A 25,502-nucleotide genomic window follows, 5' to 3' on the forward strand; every position below is an offset into this window, starting at 1 on the left:
GGCCTCCATCCCGATCACCGTCGGCGGAAGCTTGGCAAAAAACTCAAGCACCTGCTTGCGCGACAGCTTCTTGCGCAACACCGGCTGTTCCGCCGCGTCAACTCCATGCAGCACAAAAATATGCTTCGACGTATCCATCCCAATACGGATAATCTTTCTCACGGACGGTCTCCTTGTCTGAGATTTGCAACAACCTCATTCTGGCACACTGATGCCGTAGGGGGCCGTCCACACCATCAACCACGACCGGTTGCTGTGGCGATGCGCTGTGGCCCCAGCGTGCTTCCATTCGTACATTCGTGGTTATGGGTCCCGGATCGCGCGGAGCCTGTCATCGGGCGGCGCTTCGCGCCGACCCGTTGGCTTGCCCGGGACGACAGCAGTTATGCGGCGGCCTCGATCTCCACTACGATCTTGCCGGTCGTCACCTGCTCGCCCTCGGCGACATCGATCGACGAAACCGTGCCGGCGACACCCGCCGTATGCACATGCTCCATCTTCATTGCTTCCAGCGTCATCACCGGCTGGCCGGCTGCGACCTTGTCGCCGGCCTTCACCAGCACCGCGACGACCCGGCCGTTCATCGCCGCACGGACCTTGCCGTCGCCGCCGGCGGCCGTCGCGCTCTCCGGCGGTGCCAGGGTGAAATCGCGCGCCGACAGCGTGACGCCGCGATGCAGGATGTAAAGCCGATCGCCGTCGCGCAGGAATTTGGCCTGCGCCATCAGGCCATCATGGTGGAAGCGGATGCTGTCCTGATCCAGCTCGTCGATCTCGAAGCTGAAGCGATCGCCGTTGCGAGCCGCGCGGTAGCTGCCGTCGCGCTCGCGGACAATCTCGATCTCCTGAACGCCGCGGCCGAGGCCGATCCGCAAGCCGAGCGGGAATGTCGCTGACATCGACCGACCGCGCCGCCATGGCGGCGCGTGCGGATTGGTGACATAGAGCAGCAGCGCCGCGAGCGCGAGGTCGCTGCCGCGATCGGGCCGGGATGCCAGCAGGGTATCGCGGTTGTTGCCGATGAAGGCCGTGGTCGCCTCGCCCTTGGCAAAGACCGAATGACGCAGGCAATCGATCAGGAAGCCCTGATTGGTGGTGACGCCGAAGGCTACGACCTGCTCCAGCGCACAGATCAGCTTGCCGCGCGATTCATCACGGGTTGCGCCGTGGCTGATCACCTTGGCGATCATCGAATCGTAGAACGGCGGAATCTCCGAGCCGGACTGCAGTGCGTGCTCGACGCGGATGCCTTCAGGCATCTGCCACCGCGCCATCGTGCCGGATTGCGGCGTGAAATCATGCCCGGCATCCTCCGAGCAGAGCCGCACCTCGATGGCATGACCGGAGAAGGTGATGTCCTCCTGCCTCAGGCCGAGCCGCTCGCCGCTGGCGACGCGGAGCTGCAGCTCGACCAGATCGAGCCCGGTGATCGCCTCGGTGACGGGGTGCTCGACCTGAAGCCGCGTGTTCATCTCCATGAAGTAGAAATTGCCGGCGCGATCGAGCAGGAATTCCAGCGTGCCGGCGCCCTCATAGCCGATCGCCTTGACCGCCTGGACTGCGACCGCTCCCATCCGCGCGCGCAGCTCCGGCGCCACCGCCGGTGACGGCGCCTCCTCGATCAGCTTCTGGTGCCTGCGCTGCACCGAGCAATCGCGCTCGCCGAGATGGACGGCGTTGCCATGGCGGTCGCCGAACACCTGGATCTCGATGTGGCGGGGATCGACGATGGCGCGCTCGAGGATGACGGTGGGATCGCCGAACGCGCCCTGCGCCTCCGACCGCGCGCTGCGCAACGCATCCGGAAACGCCGCAGCATCCGCGACCAGCCGCATGCCGCGGCCGCCGCCACCGGCGACCGCCTTGACCATGACCGGAAAACCAATTGCCTTGGCTTCCGCCAGCATCACGGCATCGCTCTGGTCGGCGCCCTGATAGCCGGGCACGCAGGGCACGCCAGCCTTCTGCATGATCTCCTTGGCGCCGGCCTTGTTGCCCATCGCCAGGATCGCTTCCGGCGACGGGCCGATGAACACCAGCCCCGCATCGCGGCAGGCCTGCGCGAAGTCCTCGTTCTCGGCGAGGAAGCCGTAGCCGGGGTGCACGGCGCCGGCGCCGCTCGCCTTGGCGGCTGCGATGATCGCGTCGATCTTCAGATAGGATTGCGCCGGCAGCGCCTCGCCGATCCGCACCGCCTGATCGGCTTCGCGCACATGCAGCGCGTCGCGGTCGGCATCCGAATAGACCGCGACGACGCCATAGCCGAGCCGCCGCGCCGATCGCATGATGCGCAGCGCGATCTCGCCGCGGTTGGCGATCAGGACCTTGAAAAACGGTGTGCGCTTCACGATTGCCCCGCTCATGGCCGCGCCACCGAGAACTGCATGCGCTGCGGGGTACGCGCCTCGGCTTCGCGGCAGATCGCCAGCACCTCGGAGAGCACCGTCCGCGTATCGCGCGGATCGATCACGCCGTCATCGAGCACGCGGGCGCTGGTCGAGAACACGTCCATCTGGCCGTCGAACACACCGGTGATCTGCGCCTTCATCGCCTCCAGCTTCTCCTTCTCGATCGGCTTGCCGCGCCGCGCGGCAGCCGCCTCGGTGACGATTGCCATGGTCTCGGCAGCCTGCTCGCCGCCCATCACCGCGGTCTTGGCGTTCGGCCAGGAGAAGCAGAAGCGCGGATGGAAGCCGCGGCCGCACATGCCGTAATTGCCGGCGCCGAACGAGGCGCCGCAATACAGCGTGATCTGCGGCACCGTCGCCGACGTCACCGCCTGGATCATCTTCGAACCATGCTTGATCATGCCGGCCTCTTCATAGGCGCGGCCGACCATGTAGCCGGTGGTGTTGTTCATGTAGAGGATCGGCGTGCGCGACTGGCAGCAGGCCTGGATGAAATGCGTTGCCTTGTTGGCGCCGGGCACATCGAGCGGGCCGTTGTTGGTGATGATACCGATCGCTTGGCCCTCGATACGCGCATGACCGCAGATCGTCGCCGGGCCGTAATTGACGCCGAACTCGGTGAAATCGGAATCGTCGATGAAACGCGCGATCGCCTGGCGCATATCGACGGGACGTTTGTGGTCCATCGGCATGATGCCGAACAATTCCTCGGCGTCATAACGCGGCGGCTTGAATGCGGCCGGCTCCGGCGCCGGCCGGTCCCACGGCAGCTTGGCCATGATGTCGCGCGCGATGCGGAGCGCATCGCGATCGTCCTCGGCGAGATAATCGCCAAGGCCGGAGATCTGCGTGTGCATCTCGGCGCCGCCGAGCTCCTCCTCGGTCGCGATCTCGCCGGTGGCGGCCTTGAGCAGAGGCGGCCCGGCGAGGAAGGCACGGGTGCGGCCGCGCACCATCACGATGTAGTCGGAGAGGCCTGTCTGGTAGGCGCCGCCTGCGGTCGAGGAGCCGTGGGTGACGGTGACAACGGGAAGCCCCGCCGCCGATAGCCGCGCCAGATTGCGGAAGATGTTGCCGCCACGGACGAAATCCTCGACGCGGTAGCGCAGCAGATTGGCGCCGGCGCTCTCGACCAGCTGCACATAGGGCAGCTTGTTCTCCAGCGCGAGCTCCTGCACCCGCAGCGTCTTGTCGAGGCCGTAGGGTTGCAGCGCGCCGGCGTCGATGCCGGCATCATTGGCGCTGACCATGCAGCGGACGCCGGAAACGAAGCCGATGCCGGCGACCAGTCCACCGCCGGGCACGCTCTTGTCCGCATCCGGCACATCGAACATATAGCCGGCGAGTGTCGACAGCTCGAGGAACGGCGAGCCGGGATCGAGCACCAGCGCGACGCGCTCGCGCGGCAGCAGCTGGCCGCGCTTGTGGAAGCGGTCCTTGGCCACGGCGGATGCCGCGCGCGTGCGCTCTTCCAGCCCCCGCATCCGGGCGATCAGCGCCAGCATGCCGTCGCGATTGCCCTGGAATGCGGCGCTGCCGGTGGCGATGGTATTTTCGATGATGGCCACTAGGCGCGCTCCACAAAATGCCCACTGTACTGCTGCCTCAGCTCGACCTTGCGCAGCTTGCCCGTCGCGGTCATCGGCATCTCCTCGAGGATACGCACCAGTTTCGGCACCTGGAAGCCGCCAAGATGCTTTCTGCAATGCGCCTCGATGCCGGCCTCGTCGGCCACCGCATCGGGCTTCAGCTTGACGAAGGCGCAGACCGCCTCGCCCCATTGCGGATGCGGCAGGCCGACCACGGCGGCATTCTGCACGGCGGGGTGCGCCAGCAGCGTCTCCTCGATCTTGACGGACGCGACGTTCTCGCCGCCCGACTTGATCATGTCCTTCTTGCGATCGAGGAACAGCACCTCGCCATTGGCGTCGATCAGGGCCAGATCGCCCGTATGGTGCCAGCCGAACTTGCGCGCCTCCTCGGTCGACTTCGGGTCCTTGTAATAGCCCATCATCACGTTGGGGCCGCGATGCACGAGTTCGCCGATCTCGCCGCGCGGCAGCAGGTTGCCGTTGTCGTCCATGATCGCGGTCTCGTTGACGATCAGCGACTCGCCCCAGTAATTGCCGAAGCGGTCGAGCTGCACCTCGGGCCGCGACATCGTCGTCGCCGGGTACATTTCGGTCTGGCCGCTGGACAGCACGAAATTTGGACAGAGATCGGCGATGGCGCGCTCCAGCAGCGGCTTGCCCATCGGCGCCATGGTGTAGATGCAGCAGCGCAGGCCCGACAGGTCGTATTCGCGCCGGCGCGGATGATCGACGATCGCCTGATACATCAGGGACAGGCCGACGAACACCGTGAGCCGGTCGCGGACGATCGCCTCCATGCAGACCACCGGATCGAAGCCGCGCATCAGCGCCATGCGGCCGCCGACCGAGAGGTAGCTCAGCAGCAGCACGTGGCCGGCGCAGTGAAACAACGGAAACTGCCCGGTGATCCCGTCATCGCGCGAAAGCTGCATCTCGATGCAGTTGCTCATCACGGCCATGACCACGGCGAGGTGGCAATGCATCGCGCCCTTCGGCCGGGAGGTCGTGCCTGAGGTATAGATGATCATTGCGAGATCACGATCGTTGATCTCGATGTCAGGCTCGATGTCGGATTGCCTTTCGAGGAGGCCGTTAAACTCCGGCAATCCGGTCTTGCCGGCATTGCCGGTCAGATCGATAGCGATCATCTCCATGCCGCGCGCTTCCAGCGCGGCGCGCCGGTCGGCCTGACCGTGGAGATTGTCGTCGATGACGGCAAAGCGCACCTCGGCATGGCCGAGGATGTAGTCCATATCCGACGGCCCGAGCATGGTGTTGATCGGCACCCAGACGAGACCGGCACGGTGGATGCCGAACAGCGCTTTGACGAATTCGACGGAGTTGTTGCAGATGGTCGAGATCTTCTCGCCCGGCTTCAGCCCGCGCTGCACCAGATGATTGGCGAAGCGATTGGCGTCGCGCTCGAGCTCAGTGAAGGTGACCTGCCTGCCGCCATCGGTCAGCGCGACGCGATCCGGAAACCGCCGCGCGGCGCGCTTGAGGAGATCGCCGATCGCGACCCGCCCGATGCGGCCCGGGCCGGTGACGCCACCGGTTGCTGCGAGATTACCCATGTGTTTCCTCCTGCCTCGTCATTGCGAGGAGCGAAGCGACGAAGCAATCCACCCTATCTTCGAGTGGCAAGACGGATTGCTTCGCTTCGCTCGCGATGACGGCCGGGTTGACGTCAGTGCCTCACCCCAAAGATCTGCCGCGCTTCCGCCGGGCTCGCGATCTCGCGGCCGGCACGGCGTGCACAGGCGGCGAGCCCTTCGACGAGCTGCCCGTTCGACGTCACCTTGGTGCCGTCGCCGAGATAGAACGTGTCTTCCAGCCCGCTGCGCAGATGACCGCCGAGGTCGGCGGCGCGCTGGTGCAGCGGCCAGATCTCGGCGCGGCCGATCGCCGTGACCTGCCAATGCGCTTCCGGCACTTTCAGCTTCAAGAGGATCGGTAACAGCTCCGGATCGGCCGGCATGCCCGACGCGACGCCCATGACGAAATTGTATTCGAGCGGGCCGGAATACATGCCGGTCTGCCGGTACATGCCGACACAGCGCACGATGCCGACATCGAAGCACTCGAATTCCGGGATCGTGCCGGCCGTCTTCATCACGTCGAGATAGTCCTGCACTTTCTCGACCGCGTTATCGAACATCATCGGCGGCCAGGCCCAGGTGTTGTCGGCCTTGACCTTCAGATAATTCAGCGAGCCGGCATTGCAGGCCGCGATCTCGGGTCTTGTCTCGCGCACGCAGTCGAGCGCGCCCTGGTAGTTCGGACCCGAGGTGCCGGTGGTGTGGTTGATGATCACGCCGGGGCAAGCCTCGCGGATCGCCTGCTGGATCTCCTTGCTGACGCCGACCTCCCACGACGGCAGATGCCCCTTGTTCGGCTCCTGCTGGCGCAGATGGATGTGCATGATGCTGGCGCCGGCGTTGAACGCGGCCTTGGCCTCGCGCGCCATCTCTTCCGGCGTCACCGGAACATTGTGTTGCTTCGGGTCGGTAAGCACGCCGTTCAGCGCGCAGGTGATGACGGCCTTGTCGCTCATGGGTCTTTCGTCCGGGTTGCGGCGCACCTGCGCGGCTGGTTTTCCCATGATGAGAAATTTGTCTGTGCGCCATCTTGCGTTGACTGGCTAAGTGGATGCGCTCACGACGGAATCCGCCGTCAGCCGGTTAACACAAGACGCGACGCCCGCGCGGCGCATAGAGTTGCTTGCAAAGCAGAAGCGGCGCAACAAGCCGGCATCACGGGGAGAAAATCATGGTCTCGATCAACCGGCGCAGATGGCTCACCGGCGCCGCAGGCGCGGGGCTTGCCGCGGTCGCGGGCCTCAGGCCGTCGCTTGCCGAAGATACGCCCGGCGTCACCGCGACCGAGATCAGGATCGGCAGCACCACCTCGCTCAGCGGCCCGGTGTCCGCGCTCGGCGTGCAGGCGCGCTGCCAGGAAGCCTATTTCAAGATGCTGAACGAGCAGGGCGGCATCGCCGGCCGGCAGATCAAATACATCTACTACGACGACGCGTTCAATCCGGCGAAGACGGTCGAACAGGTGCGCCGCCTGATCGAGAGCGACAATGTCGCCTTCCTGTTCAACATGCTCGGCACCGCGCCGAACTCGTCGGTCGTCAAATACATCAACGCCGCCAAGGTGCCGCACCTGTTCCTGTCGGTGAACGGCGACAAATGGGGCGACTACAAGACCTATCCCTGGACCATGGGCTTTGCGCCGAGTGCGCGGACCGAGGCGCAGGTGTTCGTCAAATATGCGCTAAGCCAGAACAAGAACGCGAAATTCGCGGTGCTCTACCAGAACGACGATCTCGGCAAGGATTTCGTCGCCGGCGCCAAGGATGTGCTTGGCGAGCGGTTCGCGACATCGGCCGTGGTGGCCTCGCACGAGGTCACCGATCCCACGATCGATTCCCAGATCGTCGCGCTACGCGGCGCCAATCCCGACGTGCTGATCTCGGGCACCACGGCGAAATTCTGCGCGCAGTCGATCCGCAAGATCTATGAGCTCGGCTGGAAGCCGATGCATTTCATCGCGAGCGGCGCGGCCTCGATTTCCTCAACCATCGCGCCGGTCGGCCTCGACAAGTCGCAGGGCACGATCTCGTCGGCCTATGTGAAGGACGTCGCCGACCCGGCCTGGGCCAACGACCCGGGCGTAAAGGATTTCCTTGCCTTCATGGCGAAGTACTTCCCGGATGGCAATCCGAAGGAGGGCTACAGCCTCTATGCCTACACGGTGGCGCAGGTGCTGAAGATCGTGCTCGAGCAGTGCAAAGGCAATTTCACCCGTGACAACATCATGGCGCAGGCCAACAACCTCAGGGATGTCGAAGTGCCGACGCTGTTGCCCGGCATCCGCGTCAACACCAGCCCGACCAATCACCACCCGCTGCAGCAGCTTCAGCTGCAACGGATCGAAGGGCCTGGCTGGCTGCGGTTCGGTGAGGTGATCCAGGGCGCGAATTTGTAGCGGAGGAGAATCCCAACTGTCGTCCCGGGCAAGCGAAGCGCGACCCGGGACCCATAACCACGTATGGTGGTTATTTGGGTCCGCTGGAGCGACAGCCGTCTAAACTACTGAGATCGGTGGTTATGGGTCCCGGCGTTCGCCGGGACGACAGCGGGGCTAAGTCAACACCCGCTCGCTTGCCGCCTGCCCGGTGCGGTAGATCGCAAGATCCCGCGAGCCGGAGAAGATCGCACGCGGCTTCAAGCCATAGAAGCGGCGGATCGAGTGGCTGAAATGCGTGCTATCGGGATAGCCGATATCCTGCGCGAGATGCGCGAGATTGATGTCCTGGTTGGCGAAATGCAGCAGATGCCGCGCCCGCTTCCAGGCGCGGAAGGAGCGGAACGAGATTCCGGTCTCCTCCTTGAACAGATGCAGGAAGCGCGAAGGCGACAGCCCGGCCTCGGTGGCGCAGCCGGCCGCGGTCACCGGCTCGCCGGAGAACTGCCCGATGCGGCCGATCGCGCGCACGACCCTTGGATCGAGCACACGCTGCGGCAGCGCGTCGCCGAAGCACATGGTGTCGAACTCGGCATTCGCGATCGCGTCGCGATGCTGCATCTCGGCAAGCGTCGCATAGGCGTTGCGAATCCGGTTCGCGAACAAATGGGAGTCGGGTCCTTGCAGGCGGCGCGCAACTACCTCCAGCGTGCCATCAGGCACGCTCTCCGGCTCGATCGCAACGCAGATCGCGGATCGATATTCGCTGGTGATGGTGTGGCGCAGGTTCGGCATCGTCACCGCGAGCTCGCCGTGGGATTCGCGGCCTTCGCTGGTCGACAGATGCAAGCCGTCGCGGATCGCGACATAGACATGGAATGCGCCGGGACAGCGTTCGCGCGGGCGGCCGAGCAGCCCGGCATAGAACACCCGTTCCGGCGTGATCAGCATCCGGTGGCCGGACGGCTGGCCGGAGTTCTGGCACTTCGCGTCCACGATCGCGTCCATGGCGGTTCCTCCTCGCGCGGCTCTTTGGGCCGCTGCGGCGAAGCTACCATAGCGCAAATTCGCAAAAGCGATACGTCGTCATTCCGGGGCGATGCGACGCATCGAGCCCCAATGCGCAATTGCGCATTATGGGATCTCTAGGTTCCCCAATGCGCAATTGAGTATTGGGGTTCAATGCTGTGCATTGCCCCGGCACGACGGGGAAGTTACGGTCGCGCTCGCGGCGCAACGTTCTGTTCCTGCCCGGCTTTTTGCTCCGACGCCACCGCGCGCTTGTAACCTTCGCGGTGCTGCAGCCGCGCCCAATAGGCTGCGACATTCGGCCCGAAATCCTTGGCGAGGCCAATATTGCTGGCGAGCCGGAGCGCATAGCCGTTGGCAATGTCTGCGGCCGTGAAGCGTTCCGCGCAGAGGAATTCAGAATTCGCGGCAGCAGCCTCCACCGCGCGCAGGCGGCCCAGGAACCATTTTGCATAATCGCCCGCGACCTGCGGGTTGCGCCGCTCCTCCGGCTCCAGCTGGCTGTAGCGAAGCACCAGCGTCTGCGGAAAGGTCAGCGTCGCATCGGAAAAATACATCCAGTTCAGGAACGCACCATAGGCCGGCTCGTCGGGGCCTACGATCAACGGCGTTGGGCCATATTTGGTGCCGAGATAATGGCAGATGCCCGAGGACTCCGTCATCTTCGTCTCGCCATCGACCATGAACGGAATGGTGCCGAGCGGATTGATGCCGAGATATTCCTTGGCGAATACGCGCGGCGGGAACGGCAGCATCTTCAGCTCATAGGGCAGCCCGAGCTCCTCCAGCATCCACAGCGGACGGAACGAGCGCGCGGCGTCGCAGTGATAGAGCGTGATCATCAGGCATTTCCCATGTTCTTGATCGCCGCCACCATGGAGCGCCGGCGAGGTGACTGCAACAATGTCGTGCGCGGTGCATTCATCGCGCACGCTTGTCCTTCAGACATTGCCGTATTTGCGCAGCTCGAGCCGCGCGATCTGGTTGCGATGGACCTCGTCCGGACCGTCGGCGAGACGCAGCAGCCGGGCCGTCGCGTAGGCCGCCGCGAGCCCGAAATCGTTGCTGGTACCGCCGCCGCCGTGCGCCTGGATCGCCCAGTCGATGACCTGGCAGGCCATGTTGGGCACCGCGACCTTGATCATGGCGATCTCGGCCTTGGCCACCCTGTTGCCGACGGTGTCCATCATGTGGGCCGCGTTGAGCGTCAAGAGCCGCGCCTGCTCGATCATGATGCGCGATTCCGCGATCCGCTCCTGCGTGACGGTCTGCTCTGCGACCGGCTTGCCGAACGCGATCCGGCTCCTGGTCCTGATGCACATCTTCTCCAGCGTGCGCTCGGCGAGTCCGATCAGCCGCATGCAGTGATGGATGCGGCCCGGGCCGAGCCGCCCCTGCGCGATCTCGAAGCCGCGACCCTCGCCGAGCAGCATGTTGCTTGCGGGCACCCGCACATTGGTGAACACGACCTCCGAGGCGCGATCGGGCACGCCGTAGAAGCCGAACACCGGCAGCGGGCGCAGCACCTCGATCCCGGGCGCATCCATCGGCACCAGGATCATCGACTGCTGGCGATGCCGGTTCGGATTATTGGGATCGGTCTTGCCCATGAAGATGCAGATCTTGCAGCGCGGATCGGTGGCATTGGTGGTGTACCATTTGCGGCCGTTGATGACGTAGTCATCGCCGTCGCGCGCGATCGAGCTCTCGATATTGGTTGCATCGCTTGATGCAACGGCCGGCTCGGTCATCGCAAAGCAGGACCGTATCTCGCCCGCGAGCAGCGGCTTCAGCCATCGCTCCTGATGCTCCCTTGTGCCGTAGCGCGCCAGCACCTCCATGTTACCGGTATCAGGCGCCGAGCAGTTGAAGAGTTCGGGTGCAAGGTGCGACCGTCCCATGATCTCGCACAGCGGCGCATATTCGAGATTGGTCAGGCCGGCGCCGTGCTCGCTCTCGGGCAGGAACAGATTCCAGAGCCCCTCGTCCCTGGCTTTCGGTTTCAGCTCCTCAACGACAGGATAGACCTTCCACGGGCCGAACTCTTCCGCCTCGCGGTAGAACCGCGCCTCGTTCGGATAGACATGGCGATCCATGAACGACTGAAGCCGATGCTTCAGCTCGGCGACTTTCTGGCCCTCCTGATAGAGCATATCGGCCTCCATCTCTGCGCGGCGATGCGACCCGTCGGACCGGCTTCGCGCTATTTCTTCATCCCGGGCAGCGTGCCCATCATCTTGCACAACACCATCAGCATCACCTCGTCGGCGCCGCCGCCGATCGAGGTCAGGCGGCTGTCGCGATAGGCGCGGCTGACCGGAGTCTCGTTGGTAAAACCCATGCCGCCCCAATATTGCAGGCAGGCATCGGTGAGCTCGCGGCCGAGCCGGCCGGCCTTCAATTTCGCCATGGTCGCGAGCCGGGTGACGTCCTCGCCGGCGACCAGCGCCTCGCCGGCACGATAGATCAGCGAGCGCAGCAGCTCGACCTCGGTCTGCATCTCCGCGAGCTTGAAGTGCACCACCTGGTTGTCGAGGATCGAGCCGCCGAACGCCTTGCGGTTGCGGGTGTAGTCGATGGTCTCGTTGATGATGAATTCATGCGCCTTCAGGCAGGCCGCTGCGCCCCACAGCCGCTCTTCCTGGAACTGGATCATCTGGTAGGTGAAGCCCTGGCCTTCTTCGCCAATCCGGTTGCGCTTCGGCACCCGGACATTGTCGAAGAAGATCTGCGCGGTGTCGGAGGAGCGCATGCCGAGCTTGTCGAGCTTGCGCGCGACCTGCACGCCCTTGGTCTTCATCGGCACGCAGATCAGCGACTTGTTGCGATGGACCTGGCCGTCGCTGGTGTTGGCGAGCAGGCAGATCCAGTCGGCCTGGGTGCCGTTGGTGATCCACATCTTGCCGCCATTGATGACGTAGTCGTCGCCATCGGAGCGCGCGCTGGTCTTGATCGAGGCGACGTCGGAGCCGGCGCCGGGCTCGGAGACGCCGATGCAGGCGACCTGGTCGCCCGCAATCGCCGGCACCAGGAATTCGCGCCGCACCTCGTCGGAGCCGAACCGCGCCAGCGCGGGCGTCGCCATGTCGGTCTGCACCCCGATCGCCATCGGCACGCCGCCGCAGGTGATGGCCCCGAGCTCCTCGGCCATCATCAGCGCGTAGGAATAATCGAGCCCCTGGCCGCCGAATTCGACCGGCTTGTTGAGGCCGAGGAAGCCGAGATTGCCGAGCTTCTTGAACAGCTCATGCGCCGGGAAGATGTCGGCCTTCTCCCATTCGTCGACATGGGGATTGATCTCGGCCGCGATGAACTTTTGTAGAGCGCGGCGCGGTTCGTCGTGATCGGCGGTGAAGAGCATTGTTGGTCTCGTCTTTCCCTGGTCGTCTCTCTCTTCACCTCCCCCTGAAAGGGGGAGGTCGGCGCGCTCGGCAACGCCGAGCGGGCCGGGTGGGATCAAACTGCCAATCGGACTCGCGGCTTGACCCCCACCCACTCCTCCCCCTTTCAGGAGGAGGGTGTTTCCTCACGCACCGCGTCGTCTGCTGCCTCGTTCACAACCCCATCTGCCGGCTCGCGAGATCCTTCATGATCTCCTCGGTGCCGCCGCCGATGGCGTTGACCTTGACCTCGCGGTAGATGCGCTCGACCTTGATGCCGCGCATGAAACCGGCGCCGCCGAAGATCTGCACCGCCTCGGAGGCGCAATGCGCCATGGTCTGCGTGGCCTGGTTCTTCATCATGCAGATCTCGGCGACCGGGCTTTCGCCCTGGCCGAGCCGCCACGCGAGCATTTCCAGCATCGCCTGCGAGGCCGCGACCTTCTGCGCCATGTCGACGATCTTGTGCCTGATCACCTGGTGCTGGGCGATCGGCTTGCCGAACGTCTTGCGCTCCTTGGCATAGGCGACCGCCTCGTCGAGGCAGACGCGCGCATAGGCGGTACAGCCCGCCGCCATGCCCATGCGCTCGCTGTTGAAGTTCTGCATGATGATCTTGAAGCCCTGGCCTTCCTCGCCGATCAGGTTCTCGACCGGCACGCGGCATTCGTCGAAATGCAAGGTGGCCGTATCGGACGCCCACCAGCCCATCTTCTTCAGCTTGGTGCGGGAGAGGCCGGCCGTATTGCCCTCGATCAGGAGCAGGCTGACGCCGCCCGGCCCCTCGCCGCCGGTGCGCACCGCGACCGTCAGATAGTCGGCGCGCATGCCCGAGGTGATGAAGGTCTTCTCGCCGGAGACGACATAATGGTCGCCGTCGCGCCGCGCCTTGGTGCGGAGGTTCGCGACATCGGAGCCGCCGCTCGGCTCGGTGATCGCCAGCGCGGAGATCTTCTTGCCCGCAAGCACCTCCGGCAGCACCCGCGCCTTCACCTCGGGCCGCGCGGCGCGAGCGATCGGCGGCGAGCCGATGGTGTGGCTCATCAGGCTCGCGGAGACGCCGCCGGCGCCGGCGCGCGCCAGCTCTTGCGAGGCCACGATCTTCATGAACTGGTCGGCGGCGATCCCGCCATATTCTTCCGGGAAACCGAGGCCGAGCAGCCCGATTTCGGACGCTTTGGCATAGAGCGCGCGGGGAAACTCGCCCTCTTCGTCCCATTGATGGGCATAAGGCTCGATTTCCCTGGCCACAAAGCGCCGCATCACCTCGCGAAAGGCCTCATGCTCGCTGGTGTAGAACGGGTTTGCCATCCGCGCGCTCCGTTGATTCCCGCCTCCGACGATGTCCGGATTTTTCTCCGTTCACTTGCGTCGAGTGGCTGTCGGCTGGACCGGCCTTCCATCTGGCCTCCCGCCAGCCACTAAACGCAAGACAGTATCCTAATACGCCCCCTCCACTGCCCATTCATGGCATCAATCGAGCCAGGAACAGGCGGCGCAAGACTGCCGTTCCAGAGGAGGGACATTTGCCGGTTCGTTATTACGACTGGATCGCGCATCATCGCCGGCGCACGCCGGACAAGATGGCGCTTGTCGATCTCGCAAGCGGTCGCCGCTTCAGCTATGCGGAGCTCGACGCCCGCGTATCGCGGCTCGCGGGCTATCTGCGCGACACCCTCATGGTCGCCAGTGGCGACCGGGTCGCGGTGCTGGCGCTGAACACCACGGATACGCTGGAGGTGCAGTTCGCCTGCTTCCGGATCGGCGCGGTCTTCCTGCCGCTCAACACCCGCCTCACCGTTCCCGAGCTGCGCTACATCACCGGCGACGCCTCGCCCAAGGTGATGATCCATGACGACGAGCTTGCCGAGACCGCGCTCGCGGTCGCAAAACTGTGCGATGTCGCGTCGACCGTGCGGCTCGGACCCGGCGGTGCCTATGAGGCCGGCATCGCGGCGGCGAAACCGCTCGAACGGTTCGAGGAGGTCACGCTCGATGACATCTCGACCATCATGTACACCTCGGGCACCACGGGCCAGCCCAAGGGCGCGATCATCACGCACGGGATGACGTTCTGGAATTGCGTCAATCTCGGCGGCCCCGCCTACATCTCGCCGGCCTCGGTGCTGCTGACCGTGCTGCCGCTGTTCCACACCGGCGGGCTGAATTGCTACACCAACCCGGTGCTGCATGCCGGCGGCACCGTGCTGATCATGCGCGCGTTCGATCCCGGCGAGGCGCTGAAGCTGATCGGCGATCCCTTGCACGGCATCAACGTGTTCTTCGGCGTGCCCGCGATCTACCAGTTCATGGCGCAGCATCCGGCCTTCGCATCAGTGGATTTCAGCCGCCTGATGATCGGCGGGGTCGGCGGCGCACCGATGCCGGTGCCGCTGCTCAAGACCTGGGAGGCGCGCGGCGTCGCGCTGCAGCAGGGCTACGGCATGACCGAAACCTCGCCCGCGGTGATGGTGCTCGACCGCGAGGATGCCGCGCGCAAGGCCGGCTCGTCCGGCAAGCCGGTGCTGCACACCGAGGTCAGGATCGTGCGGCCCGACGGCAGCGATGCCGCGGTCGGCGAGCTCGGCGAACTCTGGGTCAAGGGCCCGAACATCACGCCGGGCTATTGGAACAGGCCTGACGCCAACGCCTCGTCATTCACCGACGGCTGGCTGCACACCGGCGACGCCACGCGGATCGACGAGGAAGGCTTCTACTACATCGTCGACCGCTGGAAGGACATGTACATTTCCGGCGGCGAGAACGTCTATCCGGCCGAGGTCGAGAGCGTGCTGCATCAATTGGCGGCCGTGGGCGAGGCCGCCGTCATCGGCATCCCGAACGAGCAATGGGGCGAGGTCGGGATGGCGGTGATCGCGGTGAAGCCGGGCCATACGCTGACGCCGGCCGAGATCCACGCGCATTGCCAGGCCAATCTGGCGCGGTTCAAGTGCCCGCGCCTGATCGAATTCATCGATGCCCTGCCGCGAAATGCGACAGGCAAAATTCATAAGCCGACGCTCCGGCAGCAATTCAGCCAGCCGAAGCCGACTGATACGGCGGCGTGATCTGAAACGCGCCTCGCGCGTTCCGGATTTCGCAGTGACAAGAATTGCCCCGCAACCGTCTGCCGGGACCGGCTGCGGGTTCGTTGCGTAAGTCCCCAACCAGACTCAATCGAGGAAATTGCCTTTATGAAAACCACAAAATTGTCGCTGCTGGCCGCCGCCGCCGCGCTCTGCCTGCTCTCCACCCAGGCCGCCTTTGCACAAAAGAAGTATGACACCGGCGCCTCCGACACCGAGATCAAGATCGGCAATGTCGAGGCCTATAGCGGTCCGGCCTCCGCCTACGGCGTCATCGGCAAGACCGAAGAAGCCTATTTCAAGATGATCAACGACCAGGGTGGCATCAACGGCCGCAAGATCAACTGGATCTCCTATGACGACGGCTACTCGCCGCCGAAAACCGTGGAGCAGATCCGCAAACTGATCGAGAGCGACGAGGTCTTCCTGGTGTTCAACGCGCTGGGCACGCCGACCCAGACCGCTGTGCAGAAGTATCACAACGCCAAGAAGGTGCCGCAGCTGTTCCTCGCCACCGGCGCCAGCAAGTGGAACGATCCGAAGGATTTCCCATGGACCATGGGCTTCCAGCCGAGCTATCGCGTCGAGGCGCGGATCTTCGGTAAGTACATCCTCAAGGCCAAGCCGGATGCCAAGGTCGTGATCTTCTATGCCAATGACGATTTCGGCAAGGACTACCTGGTCGGCCTCAAGGAGGTGCTCGACAAGTCGAGCGTCAAGATCGTCGCCGAGGAAAGCTACGAGACGACAGAGCCGTCGATCGATTCCCACATCGTCAAGCTGAAGGACACCGGCGCCGACGTGTTCGTCAACATCTCGACGCCGAAATTCGCCGCGCAGGCGATCAAGAAAATCGCCGAGCTCGGCTGGAAGCCGATGCACGTGATGACCGACGTCTCGATCTCGATCGGCGCTGTCATGAAGCCCGCCGGACTCGAGGCTTCGGAAGGCGTGCTGTCGGCCGGGTACCTCAAGGACGCGTCCGATCCGCAATGGAAGAACGACGAGGGCATGAAGAAGTTCATGGCCTTCGCCGAGAAGTACATGCCGGGCGCCAACCTGTCCGACGCCAATCTGGTCTATGGCTACGCAGCGGCGCAGACCATGGTGCAGGTGCTGAAGCAGACCGGCGACAATTTGACGCGTGAGAACGTGATGAAGCAGGCCGCCAGCCTGAAGGACTTCACGCCCGACACGCTGATCCCCGGCATCCGGATCAACACCAGCGCGACCGACTTCGCTCCGGTCGAGCAGCTCAAGATGATGCAGTTCAAGAACGGACAGTGGGAGCTGTTCGGCGACATCATCAGCGCGGAAACCGGCGGCTAGCGCAACGCGCTCGAACAGCGAGCATCAGGTATCGCGAAGCCGCCCATTCGGGCGGCTTCGTTGTTATGCGGGTGTTCGCGAAAGCGAACTGACGTGAGGTCAAAGCAAGCGGGTGGCGCGCGTCTCTTTCACCGTCACCCTGAGGAGCGCGCTCTTGCGCGCGTCTCGAAGGGTCGACGGCCCGGCTGTGGCCGTGCATCCTTCGAGGCTCGCAAGAGCTCGCACCTCCAGCGACAAAGGCAAAGCCTTTGCGCGGGGATGACGGAACTGGCAGGTGACTATCCCGGCAAAAAAATCGCAAACGGCTCGTCGATCGTGCGGCGCAGATGCTCGCGATAGAGGGCGTAGTTCGCATCGTCGGCCGACACCCGGCCGAGGCTCGGCTTCGGCACGTTCTTGACCGGCAGGAAGGCGATCGGCGCGGCGACCGGCGTCAGCAGCGAGCCGCGGCCGGCGAGCAGCGTCGTGATGATGCCGTACATCTCACCGGAATTGCGCGGGCGCGAGACCGTGATCACGCGATGCTGGCCATGCCGGTTGGTGACGAGATAGACGAAGCCGGATTCATTCGGCACCGCCACCTCGCCATACTGGGTGTAATCGGCATCCTGCCGCTCTCCCTCGCGGAAGCCGAGCGATGACGCCGCATCGTCCCAGGCGATCTCCGTCCGATAGGCATAGACCGCGCCCTGCTCGCCGAACGACGGACGCACCGTGATGTAAGTCCCTTCGATCCGCGCCACCGAGCGGCGCGAATAGGATCCGAGGCTGTCGGGCGCGATCCCGCCATTGGCAGGCGCGGCCACCGCCATCGCCTCCGGCAGCTTGCGCAAGGGGACGCCGAGCGCCTGCTCGAGCCGCACGGTGGTCGCCAGCGTGAACGGGCGGCGGCCGCCGAGCACCTTCTCCAATGTCGAAAGGCTGAGCTTGGCCTGCTCGGCCAGCGTCTGCCGCGAGATGCGGCGGCGCGCGATTTCCTCGCGGATGGTCTCCGCGACCTGCTGGCTCTGCTCGGCGGAAAGCTGCTTGTCCGGCGTCGGCATCGTGGTCCTGCGCTGATTCCCCATCAATCTGTGCAGTCTAGCAGACCGGACAATCCATCACAAAACCGCACAAACCCGCCTCGGCCGGCGGCGGGCCGCGCCGGACGGCGGCCAATCATTGCCGATCATTCTGCTCGCGCCAAAACCGCCGCTCTCCATGATTGCGAAGCAGCGAAAGTCTCGCTCGGGAGTGACGAAAATGACGATTTACGATGCATGTGAGAGCGGCCCGCAGATCCGGCTGTCGCGCCGGATGCGCATTGCGCTGTTCTTCCTGGTGGAAGGCGTCGCCGCGCTGGCGATCGGCTTGGCGGCGCTGTTCGTGAGCTTTGATCCGGTGTGGTCGGCCGAGTTGCCGCAACAGGCGGTGCTGCGGCCATCAGATGCGCGCTCCGGCTCGCTGCTGTTCAAGACCGACGACGGCTATGCCGATGCAACCAGGCTCGGCATCGATGTCGACCTTACCGTGTCCGGTCCGACCGTCCGTGCCCGCGTCACGCAGATCTTTCGTAATCCGACCAAGGACTGGGTGGAAGCGACCTATGTCTATCCGCTGCCGGCCGGCGGCGCGGTCGACACGCTGAAGATGGTGGTCGGCGACCGCATCGTGGTCGGCGACATCAAGGAACGGCAGCAGGCCCGCGCCATCTACGAACAAGCCAAACAGAATGGCCAGAAGGCGGCGCTCACCGAGCAGGAGCGGCCGAACATCTTCACCAACTCGGTTGCCAATATCGGCCCCGGCGAAACCGTGCTGGTGCAGATTGAGTATCAGGAGCCGGTGCAGCAGAACGGCAACGAATTCTCGTTGCGGGTGCCGATGGTGGTCGGCCCGCGCTACAATCCGCGCCCGGTGGTGCAGAGCGTCGACCTCCGCGCCGATGGCAGCGGCTGGGGCGCCACGTCAATCGATCCGGTGCCGGACCGCGATCGCATCGCCTCTGAGGTGCTCGATCCCGCGACGAATGCGCCGGTCAATCCGACCAACATCACCGTGCACCTCAACGCCGGCTTTCCGCTCGGCGAGGTGAAAAGCCATTTCCACCAGGTCAGGATCGAGAGCCCCGACAGCACCACGCGCGTCGTCAAGCTCGCCGAGGGCCCGGTGCCGGCCGATCGCGATTTCGAGCTGACATGGAAGCCGGCCGCCGAGAAGGCGCCGTCGGTCGGGCTGTTCCGCGAGCATGTCGGCAATTCCGACTATCTGCTGGCCTTCGTCACCCCGCCATCGGTCGAGCAGGCGCAACAGAAGCAGCTCGCGCGCGAAGTGATCTTTGTGATCGACAATTCCGGCTCGATGGGTGGCACCTCGATCATCCAGGCCAAGGCGAGCCTCATCTACGCGCTCGGCCGCCTGCAACCGACCGACCGATTCAACGTGATCCGCTTCGACGACACCATGGACACGCTGTTCCCGGCGCCGGTTGCGGCCAACAACGCCAATATCGGCAACGCGACGTCGTTCGTCAGCGCGTTGCAGGCGCGCGGCGGCACCGAGATGGTTCCGGCAATGCGCGCGGCACTCTCCGACACCAACCATGACGACGCCGACCATGTCCGCCAGGTCGTGTTCCTGACCGATGGCGCGATCGGCAACGAGCAGCAATTGTTCGAGACCATCAGCGCGCTGCGCGGCCGCTCACGCGTCTTCATGGTCGGCATCGGCTCAGCGCCGAACACCTACCTGATGACGCGCGCCGCCGAGCTCGGCCGCGGCACCTTCACCCATATCGGCTCCGTCGAGCAGGTCGACGAGCGGATGCGCGACCTTTTCGCCAAGCTGGAGAATCCGGCGGTGACGAACCTCGCCGCAAAGTTCTCCGATGCAACGGCCGACTTGACGCCGTCCGCACTGCCCGACGTCTACCGCGACGAGCCGCTGGTGCTGGCCGCGAAGCTCGACAAGCTTGCCGGCTCGGTGGAGATCAAGGGCCGCATCGGCGATCGTTCGTGGAGCGTGACACTGCCGCTCGCGAATGCGGCCGAAGGCAAGGGCCTGTCGAAGCTGTGGGCGCGCCGCAAGATCGCGGACGCCGAAGTCGCGCGCACCACGCGGCAGGAGAGCCCCGAAGATGCCGACAAGACCATCCTTGCGCTGGCGCTGGAGCATCAGCTCGTGACGCGGCTGACCAGCCTCGTTGCGGTCGACAAGACGCCGAGCCGTCCCGAAGGCGAGCCGCTGAAGCTAAGCGAACTTCCGCTCAACCTGCCCGCCGGCTGGGACTTTGCCAAGGTGTTCGGCGAACGTCCGAGCCTGCCTGCAATACCCGAGCGTCGGGCCGACGCCGGTAACGGCAAGGTGCAGCTCGCCGCGCTTAAGCGGTCACCGGTCGCCACCCAAGGTCCTGGCACCATCCAGTTGCCGAAGACGGCAACCGATGCCGAACTGAAGATGATCGCCGGTGTGATCCTGCTCACGGTCAGCCTTCTGCTTCTGGTGTTCAACCGGCGTCAGACGTCGCCCCAATGACGTCGGATGAGGGGAGGAGGTGCCCCCGACCTCCTCCTTTCCTAGAGCGCGCGCGGCCTTCCCACCCGTCCCCCCAGGGGCCGCGCGCGCCACTCTTCCTTAGCCGCCATTGCGACAGAACAAGATGAGCCGCTTCATCCTCTCGCTCGCCTTCGCTCTCATCGGCCTGATCCTGTTCGGCCAGGGCGCCTATATCCACGCCAAGGCGCTGCTCGCGCAGGTGCTGCTGGAGCGCGCCTTCGCACAGAGCATCGCGACCGGCCACCCCGTGAAGCCGTGGCGCTGGGCCGATACCTGGCCGGTCGCCCGGATCGAGGTGAGGCGCCTGCACGCGTCCGCGATTGCGCTTGCCGGCAGCAGCGGCCAGGCGCTGGCGTTCGGCCCAGGCCATGTCGAAGAGACCGTCGATGCCGGCGAGCCGGGCGTCGCGGTCTATTCCGCGCATCGCGACACCCATTTCCGCTTTCTGAAGGATGTCACAATCGGTGACGAGATCGACGTCACGAGAAGCGACGGCAAGATTTTTCGCTACCTCGCCGATCGCAGCGCGGTCGTCCGCTTCGACCAGTCCGGCATCGATCCGCTCACCAACCGGTATGAGCTGGTGCTGTCGACCTGCTGGCCGTTTGACGCGCTGACATCCGGCCCCGAGCGTTATCTGTTGCACGCGACCATGATCGACCCGGATACGAACCCGTTCGAGACGGATTCGAGCCGACCCGAATCAGGTTCCTGATCGGCATCGATTTTGCGCCTGCCGGGATATTGCAAGCGATGCCCTGACTTGCAGCAGCGTGAGTTGCTACCCCCTTCCATCGGCCATAAAAACAATGAAAAATCGCTTTCTGCGGTGATCCGCCGTGGGCCAGAGGAAACGAACAGAACAAGGATAAGGCAGGCTCCATGGAAGCTTTCGCAGGCACCGCGTCACATCCGTCCCGCAAATGGGCACCGCCCGCTGACGCCAGCGACATCGTCAAGAGCATCCATGCGATGCTGCACCCGCGTAACATCGTGCTGGTCGGCGCCACCGACAAGCCCGGCAACTATGCCGAACGGATCTGGAACAATCTGATCAAATACCAATATGCCGGCGGCCTGTTTCCGATCAACGCCAAGCGCGAAACGATCTGGGGCGTCACCTGCTACAAGGATTTCGCCAGCCTTCCCGAAAAGCCGGACCATGTGCTGGTGCTGGTGCCGGCCCGCTTTGCCGTGCAGGTGATCCGCGATGCCGCCGCCGCCGGCGCCCGCTCGGCGACCATCGTCACCTCCGGATTCAGCGAGCTGCAGGATGAAGAGAGCCAGCGGCTCGCGGTCGAGCTGAAGCAGGCGATCAAGGAGACCGGACTTGCGGTCACCGGTCCAAATTGCCTCGGCAATCTCAGCGCCGGCGAGAACCTGTTCACCAACATCGACGACCGCATCGTCACCATGGAGCCGGGTGCGGTCGCGATCGCCGGCCAATCCGGCGCGATCGTGATGGCGATCCGCCAAGCGCTGGAGGATCGCGGCGTCGGCGTCGGCTACATGGTCACGACCGGCAACGAATCCGGCCTCGAGACACCGGACCTGATGAGCTATTTCGCTGCCGATCCGAGCATCCGCGTCATCGTGGTCTATCTCGAAGGCGTCAGGAACACAAAGGTGTTCCGCGAAGCCTGCAAGGCCGCGCGCGCCGCGGGCAAGCCGGTGATCGCGCTCAAGCTCGGCGCCTCCGAAGGCGGCCGCGCCGCCGCGATGGCGCATACCGGCGCGCTCGCCGGCTCGATCGAGACATTCGATGCGATCTCGACCCGCGAAGGCGTGATCCGCGTGCGCGGGCTGGATGAGCTGATCGAGACCACCGAGTGCTTCGTCCATGCCGATCCGCCGAAGGGCAACCGCCTTGCGGCGGTGTCGCTCTCCGGCGGCAAGCGCGGGCTGCTGATCGACGCATTCTATTCCGCCGGCCTGAATTTCGCACCGCTGAGCCCGAACGCGACGGAGCAGCTGGCGAAGATGCTCGGGCCCGGCAGCATCGTCGGCAACCCGCTCGACGCCGGCTTCGCCGCGGTGGTCGATCCCTCCGTCTACATGAAGTCGATCAAGATCATGATCGACGATCCCGACACCGACATCGTCATCATCGACGCCGAGCTGCCGAAAGCGCCGCATGAGCTGCGCGAGCGCAATCTGCGCATCGTCAACGAGATGGCGGGCCAGGCCAACAAGCCGGTGATCTACATCAGCGCGATGTCGATCGGCTTCACCGAATTCACCAAGGGACTGCGCAAGTCGCTGCCCGATATCGCGGTCATGCAAGGACTCGACCGCGCGGTCGGCGCGATCAAGTCGCTGATCGAGTATGCAGGTCTGCGCAAGGAAGTGCCCGACATCGTGTCGAGCTCGAAGGCATCCGCGCGCGCGGTGCTGGAGAAAACGCTGAAGGCCGCCAACGGCGCCGCTGCGCTCGACGAGGTTGCCTCGAAGCAGCTGCTCAAGGCCTATGGCATCCCGATCTCCAAGGAAGACGTCGCACAGACCGCGGCGGAGGCTGTAAAGATCGCCAAGGCGATCGGCTTCCCGGTGGTCGCGAAAGTTGTCAGCCCCGACATCCTGCACAAGTCTGATATCGGCGGCGTGGTGCTGAACCTCGGCAACGCAGCCGAGGTGAAGAAGGCGTTCAACGACATCACTGCGCGGGTGAAGAAGCTGAAGGGTAAGCCGAAGCTCGAGGGCATCCTGATTGCGCAACAGGTCAAGGCCGACCTCGAGCTCGTGGTCGGCGCCTCGCTCGATGCCGAGATGGGCCCCGTGGTGCTGTTCGGCACCGGCGGCGTCGATATCGAGCTGCTGAAGGACGTCGCCCTTGCCGGCGCGCCGCTCGATGCCGCCGAGGCGAAAGAGCTGATCGCCAAGACCAAGGCCGGGGTCAAGCTGAAGGGCTATCGCGGCAAGCCCGCGCTGCACGAGCCGTCGGCGGTGAAGGCGCTGGTCGGGCTCTCCAACCTGATGGCCGACGCCAACGGCCGCATCGCCTCGATCGACGTCAATCCGTTCCTGATCAACAGCAAGCTCGGCGTCGCCGTCGATGGCCTGATCGTGCTGAACAACGCCGCCGCGAACAAGGCGGCGGGGCATTAGGGGTCAGCGTACGCCCGGCCTCTCCCCGTCATCCTGAGGAGCGCGTAGCGAGCCTCGAAGGATGCACGGCCTGGCTGGTGGCCGTCGATCCTTCGAGACGCCGCTTCGCGGCTCCTCAGGATGACGGAACTATGAGCGCGTCAGGTCTTCGACCGCCACCGCTCGGCTAAAAGCTCGCGCCCCACTGGCGCGCGGTCTGCATCACCCAGTCGCGATAGAGCGTGAGCGGCGTCACCCCGGTGATGCCGCCGCAGCCCGTGGTGCCGTTCGGGCCGGTGGACCAGCTCACCACGCCGACGATGACAGGCCCGCCTGGCTTGTCCTCGAACACGGGCGCACCGGAATCGCCGGTGCAGGCGCCGAGCCCGTCGCGCACGCCCTGCCCGACCGGATCGACCAGACGGATCTGCAGCGTGCCGGGCTTGCCGCTCGCGATCAGGCCGGCGACGCGAATGCTGCCGCCGCTCTTGCCGTCGCCGCGCACGGTGACACCGACGCCTGCGACGGTGAAGCGGCCGCCGACCTGGATCGGAATGTTGGGCATACCGAGCACGGCCGGCGCCTTGCCCGCGGCTGGGTCCGCAAGCTGCAGCAGCGCGACATCGGCGGTCGCCACATGATTGGTCATCGCCTGCATCCGAAAGCCGGGATGGATCGCAACCGTCTTGACGTCCTGCAGCTTCGGCTGCCGGTCCGGCCCGTAATCGACGATCTTGTAATCGGCACCGGGCTGCACGCAATGCGCCGCGGTCAGCACCACCTTCGGCGCGATCAGCGCGCCGGTGCAGAAATTGCCACGCGAGCCGACGATGGTGACGACGGCGCGCGCGACGCCATCGGTCGACGGCGCGCCACCACCGACGATCGCGAAGGCCGGCGTTGCCATCAACAGGGTCAGAAAGGCTGTCGCTCGAATCAAGCTCGTCATGGAACCCTGTTGATCTGCATCTGTATTGAGCACATCCGAGGCGCGGCATTGCGTCGCTCACACTCGGCCGAAGAACACGCAATCTTGTACAGAGCACCCGGGCCCGCACGCGTCAATTATCTAAATATCTAGACGTCGATCACTACGGCGTTGAAGTCGCCACGAGATTTCCAGCAGCCCGTGGGGCTCACGCGCTGCGTCTCGCCACCTTGCCGCGATATCCATCACACCGTATCCTGCATCGTGCTGCCGGCACGACGTTCGAATGTGAACTGTATCTCTTGATCCCGCGCGTATCAGAGCCGTAATTTCGACCTGATAATATAATACAACCTCTGGCAGCATACCGCATACTTACCTTCATGACTTTCTGGATGCCGGTGCCGTTGACATAGAGACGGCTTTTCATCCGCCATTTCGTTGAGTTTCGAGGATAATGATGAGGATCGCGGTCGTCACGCCGATCAGGCTGTTCAGCGAGGGGCTTGCCTCGAGTTTCCGGAACCACGCCGAGTTTGCCGTCGAGGCGGCGGTCGCCGATCTTGCCGGCCTGCGTGCGACCCTCGAGACCGGCAGTGTGGGTGTCATTCTGATCGACGTCACACAGGGCATCGATCTCGACGAGGTGCGTGTGATTGCGAGCGAGCATGCGGAGATCGCGCTGGTAGCGCTCGGCCTCAACGAGGACCGGCGCGACGTGGTCCGCTGCGGCCGGGCCGGATTCAGCGGCTACATTTCCCGGAATGCCAGCTTCGACGAGCTGTGCCGCGCACTGTCGGACGTGGCGTCAGGGCGGCTTGCCTGCAGCGCCGAGATTTCCGGCGGATTGCTGCGCGCGTTGTTTTGCATGGAACGTCAGACGGATACGATCGATACGGACCAGGGACTGACGCGCCGCGAAGGCGAGGTCCTCAAGCTCATCGGGCAGGGCATGTCGAACAAGGAGATCGCACGCGATCTCAATCTCAGTCTTGCCACCGTCAAGCATCACGTCCATCACGTGCTGCAAAAGCTCGGCCTGCCGCGCCGGGCGCAGGCGATGCGGCGGGTCCGCGAAGCGCCGTGGCTCGCATCATCTGCGCCGGCTCTCGATCGCCGCCGCGAGCTCGACTGACACCAGCGACGTGAATTCCGTATTC

At 64.7% G+C, this 25,502-nt stretch carries 18 protein-coding genes and 1 pseudogene; 7 read left to right on the forward strand and 12 right to left on the reverse strand.

The features are described 5' to 3' along the window. The 5 genes and pseudogenes from AC066Y_RS21645 to AC066Y_RS21665 form a co-directional block, all read right to left on the reverse strand. Nucleotides 1-162: pseudogene (locus AC066Y_RS21645) on the reverse strand (IS110 family transposase); the annotation flags it as partial. Nucleotides 163-383: 221 nt separating this feature from the next. Continuing rightward, nucleotides 384-2,363 (reverse strand): acetyl/propionyl/methylcrotonyl-CoA carboxylase subunit alpha, encoded by a 1,980-nt coding sequence (locus AC066Y_RS21650; RefSeq protein WP_478275637.1) that lies wholly within the window; start codon nt 2,361-2,363, stop codon nt 384-386. Further along, on the reverse strand, nt 2,360-3,976 hold the full coding sequence (locus AC066Y_RS21655; protein ID WP_478275638.1) for an acyl-CoA carboxylase subunit beta: 1,617 nt from the start codon (nt 3,974-3,976) through the stop codon (nt 2,360-2,362). Before AC066Y_RS21655 ends, AC066Y_RS21650 begins: the two co-directional genes overlap by 4 nt. Beyond that, entirely contained in the window at nt 3,976-5,574 is a 1,599-nt protein-coding gene (locus AC066Y_RS21660; protein WP_478275639.1) for an AMP-binding protein, read from the reverse strand. Before AC066Y_RS21660 ends, AC066Y_RS21655 begins: the two co-directional genes overlap by 1 nt. Nucleotides 5,575-5,687: 113 nt before the next feature. Then, nucleotides 5,688-6,554 carry a beta-keto acid cleavage family enzyme gene (locus AC066Y_RS21665; RefSeq protein ID WP_478275640.1) on the reverse strand — a complete coding sequence of 289 codons (867 nt, stop codon included), beginning with the start codon at nt 6,552-6,554 and terminating at the stop codon, nt 5,688-5,690. 215 nt (nt 6,555-6,769) lie between these two features. Here AC066Y_RS21665 and AC066Y_RS21670 point away from each other — a divergent pair, with 215 nt between their 5' ends. Beyond that, the gene (locus AC066Y_RS21670; protein WP_478275641.1) at nt 6,770-7,993 is read left to right on the forward strand and encodes an ABC transporter substrate-binding protein; all 1,224 of its coding nucleotides are present in this window, start codon (nt 6,770-6,772) and stop codon (nt 7,991-7,993) included. 156 nt (nt 7,994-8,149) lie between these two features. On the opposite strand, the gene AC066Y_RS21675 is transcribed toward AC066Y_RS21670, so the two are convergent. The 5 genes from AC066Y_RS21675 to AC066Y_RS21695 form a co-directional block, all read right to left on the reverse strand. After that, complete coding sequence (locus AC066Y_RS21675) at nt 8,150-8,980, reverse strand: helix-turn-helix domain-containing protein (RefSeq protein ID WP_478275642.1); 831 nt, start codon at nt 8,978-8,980, stop codon at nt 8,150-8,152. A gap of 206 nt (nt 8,981-9,186) precedes the next feature. Further along, nucleotides 9,187-9,843 carry a glutathione S-transferase family protein gene (locus tag AC066Y_RS21680; protein ID WP_478275643.1) on the reverse strand — a complete coding sequence of 219 codons (657 nt, stop codon included), beginning with the start codon at nt 9,841-9,843 and terminating at the stop codon, nt 9,187-9,189. Nucleotides 9,844-9,942: 99 nt separating this feature from the next. After that, nucleotides 9,943-11,154, reverse strand: coding sequence for an acyl-CoA dehydrogenase family protein (locus AC066Y_RS21685; protein WP_478275644.1), 1,212 nt, complete (start codon nt 11,152-11,154; stop codon nt 9,943-9,945). Nucleotides 11,155-11,204: 50 nt separating this feature from the next. Further along, nucleotides 11,205-12,362 carry an acyl-CoA dehydrogenase family protein gene (locus AC066Y_RS21690; protein WP_478275645.1) on the reverse strand — a complete coding sequence of 386 codons (1,158 nt, stop codon included), beginning with the start codon at nt 12,360-12,362 and terminating at the stop codon, nt 11,205-11,207. Between the two features lie 193 nt (nt 12,363-12,555). Continuing rightward, nucleotides 12,556-13,692 carry an acyl-CoA dehydrogenase family protein gene (locus AC066Y_RS21695; protein ID WP_478275646.1) on the reverse strand — a complete coding sequence of 379 codons (1,137 nt, stop codon included), beginning with the start codon at nt 13,690-13,692 and terminating at the stop codon, nt 12,556-12,558. A gap of 215 nt (nt 13,693-13,907) precedes the next feature. Here AC066Y_RS21695 and AC066Y_RS21700 point away from each other — a divergent pair, with 215 nt between their 5' ends. Both AC066Y_RS21700 and AC066Y_RS21705 read left to right on the forward strand, forming a co-directional pair. Then, on the forward strand, nt 13,908-15,449 hold the full coding sequence (locus tag AC066Y_RS21700; protein WP_478275647.1) for an acyl-CoA synthetase: 1,542 nt from the start codon (nt 13,908-13,910) through the stop codon (nt 15,447-15,449). 126 nt (nt 15,450-15,575) lie between these two features. Beyond that, complete coding sequence (locus AC066Y_RS21705; protein WP_478275648.1) at nt 15,576-16,796, forward strand: ABC transporter substrate-binding protein; 1,221 nt, start codon at nt 15,576-15,578, stop codon at nt 16,794-16,796. A 278-nt stretch (nt 16,797-17,074) separates the two neighbouring features. Here the strand turns inward: AC066Y_RS21705 and AC066Y_RS21710 are convergent, their stop codons facing one another. Then, nucleotides 17,075-17,839 (reverse strand): helix-turn-helix domain-containing protein, encoded by a 765-nt coding sequence (locus tag AC066Y_RS21710; RefSeq protein WP_478275763.1) that lies wholly within the window; start codon nt 17,837-17,839, stop codon nt 17,075-17,077. Nucleotides 17,840-18,092: 253 nt separating this feature from the next. On the opposite strand from AC066Y_RS21710, the gene AC066Y_RS21715 reads away from it, so the two are divergent. From AC066Y_RS21715 to AC066Y_RS21725, 3 genes are all read left to right on the forward strand, one after another. Further along, nucleotides 18,093-20,309, forward strand: a complete 2,217-nt coding sequence (locus AC066Y_RS21715) for a marine proteobacterial sortase target protein (protein ID WP_478275764.1) — start codon at nt 18,093-18,095, stop codon at nt 20,307-20,309. A gap of 124 nt (nt 20,310-20,433) precedes the next feature. Beyond that, nucleotides 20,434-21,045: a class GN sortase gene (locus tag AC066Y_RS21720; RefSeq protein ID WP_478275649.1), complete on the forward strand. Its 612-nt coding sequence runs from the start codon at nt 20,434-20,436 to the stop codon at nt 21,043-21,045. 167 nt (nt 21,046-21,212) lie between these two features. Next, nucleotides 21,213-23,435 (forward strand): acetate--CoA ligase family protein, encoded by a 2,223-nt coding sequence (locus AC066Y_RS21725; protein ID WP_478275650.1) that lies wholly within the window; start codon nt 21,213-21,215, stop codon nt 23,433-23,435. A gap of 166 nt (nt 23,436-23,601) precedes the next feature. Here AC066Y_RS21725 and AC066Y_RS21730 read toward each other — a convergent pair whose 3' ends face one another. After that, nucleotides 23,602-24,363 (reverse strand): S1 family peptidase, encoded by a 762-nt coding sequence (locus tag AC066Y_RS21730; RefSeq protein WP_478275651.1) that lies wholly within the window; start codon nt 24,361-24,363, stop codon nt 23,602-23,604. A gap of 439 nt (nt 24,364-24,802) precedes the next feature. Here AC066Y_RS21730 and AC066Y_RS21735 point away from each other — a divergent pair, with 439 nt between their 5' ends. Continuing rightward, nucleotides 24,803-25,477 (forward strand): LuxR C-terminal-related transcriptional regulator, encoded by a 675-nt coding sequence (locus AC066Y_RS21735; protein WP_478275652.1) that lies wholly within the window; start codon nt 24,803-24,805, stop codon nt 25,475-25,477. Nucleotides 25,478-25,502 lie beyond the last annotated feature (25 nt).

It is taken from the genome of Bradyrhizobium sp. USDA3010 (assembly GCF_056429065.1).

Coding starts and splice junctions, on each gene's coding strand:
- AC066Y_RS21650 (WP_478275637.1), bottom strand. CDS start 2,363: ATGAGCGGGGCAATCGTGAAGCGCACACCGTTTTTCAAGGTCCTGATC.
- AC066Y_RS21660 (WP_478275639.1), bottom strand. CDS start 5,574: ATGGGTAATCTCGCAGCAACCGGTGGCGTCACCGGCCCGGGCCGCATC.
- AC066Y_RS21665 (WP_478275640.1), bottom strand. CDS start 6,554: ATGAGCGACAAGGCCGTCATCACCTGCGCGCTGAACGGCGTGCTTACC.
- AC066Y_RS21670 (WP_478275641.1), top strand. CDS start 6,770: ATGGTCTCGATCAACCGGCGCAGATGGCTCACCGGCGCCGCAGGCGCG.
- AC066Y_RS21675 (WP_478275642.1), bottom strand. CDS start 8,980: ATGGACGCGATCGTGGACGCGAAGTGCCAGAACTCCGGCCAGCCGTCC.
- AC066Y_RS21680 (WP_478275643.1), bottom strand. CDS start 9,843: ATGATCACGCTCTATCACTGCGACGCCGCGCGCTCGTTCCGTCCGCTG.
- AC066Y_RS21685 (WP_478275644.1), bottom strand. CDS start 11,154: ATGCTCTATCAGGAGGGCCAGAAAGTCGCCGAGCTGAAGCATCGGCTT.
- AC066Y_RS21690 (WP_478275645.1), bottom strand. CDS start 12,362: ATGCTCTTCACCGCCGATCACGACGAACCGCGCCGCGCTCTACAAAAG.
- AC066Y_RS21695 (WP_478275646.1), bottom strand. CDS start 13,692: ATGGCAAACCCGTTCTACACCAGCGAGCATGAGGCCTTTCGCGAGGTG.
- AC066Y_RS21705 (WP_478275648.1), top strand. CDS start 15,576: ATGAAAACCACAAAATTGTCGCTGCTGGCCGCCGCCGCCGCGCTCTGC.
- AC066Y_RS21710 (WP_478275763.1), bottom strand. CDS start 17,839: ATGCCGACGCCGGACAAGCAGCTTTCCGCCGAGCAGAGCCAGCAGGTC.
- AC066Y_RS21715 (WP_478275764.1), top strand. CDS start 18,093: ATGCGCATTGCGCTGTTCTTCCTGGTGGAAGGCGTCGCCGCGCTGGCG.
- AC066Y_RS21720 (WP_478275649.1), top strand. CDS start 20,434: ATGAGCCGCTTCATCCTCTCGCTCGCCTTCGCTCTCATCGGCCTGATC.
- AC066Y_RS21725 (WP_478275650.1), top strand. CDS start 21,213: ATGGAAGCTTTCGCAGGCACCGCGTCACATCCGTCCCGCAAATGGGCA.
- AC066Y_RS21730 (WP_478275651.1), bottom strand. CDS start 24,363: ATGACGAGCTTGATTCGAGCGACAGCCTTTCTGACCCTGTTGATGGCA.
- AC066Y_RS21735 (WP_478275652.1), top strand. CDS start 24,803: ATGAGGATCGCGGTCGTCACGCCGATCAGGCTGTTCAGCGAGGGGCTT.